The sequence below is a fragment of the Oleiphilus sp. HI0067 genome (genome assembly GCF_001635735.1).
This window is the reverse complement of sequence record NZ_LWFI01000585.1, coordinates 1-402: the sequence shown is the minus strand read 5'-3', so window position 1 is coordinate 402 and position 402 is coordinate 1. Positions and strand designations below refer to the sequence as shown.

Sequence of the window (402 nt, the reverse complement as noted above, 5' to 3'; positions counted from 1 at the left end):
CGCCGGTGCTTGTATGGTTAGACTCGCTAAATCGTCAATATTCACGATCCAAACACCACTACCCTGATCGGCACCCGTTGAGAGCTGCGCGCCCTCCGGAACACCCTCGAAACGCACCGCAGTAATCGACTCAGAACCATCTAGATCGACAAGATCCGCCGTTATATCCAGGCTAATCGGTTCATCTTCATTTCCGCTAATGTCGTTCGCTTGTAACGTTGGGACATCCGCCACTGGGATAACTGAAACATGATATTGTGCGGTGCTACTCGCTTCCGTAATCACACCACTATCTGGATCTTCATCCTGATGCGTCACCATGACATCCAACGTAAAGTCAGTACTGTCATGCAACGGAGGCGTTAACGTCAGCGCTGCTAGATCCTCGGCCAATACAGTCAC

The 402-nt window shown here is 51.0% G+C and carries 1 protein-coding gene; it reads right to left on the bottom strand.

Annotated features, from left to right (window positions below; all coding sequences use genetic code 11):
* Positions 1 to 402: hypothetical protein (locus tag A3739_RS29550; protein WP_197472136.1), on the bottom strand; the 402-nt coding region annotated here is incomplete at both ends.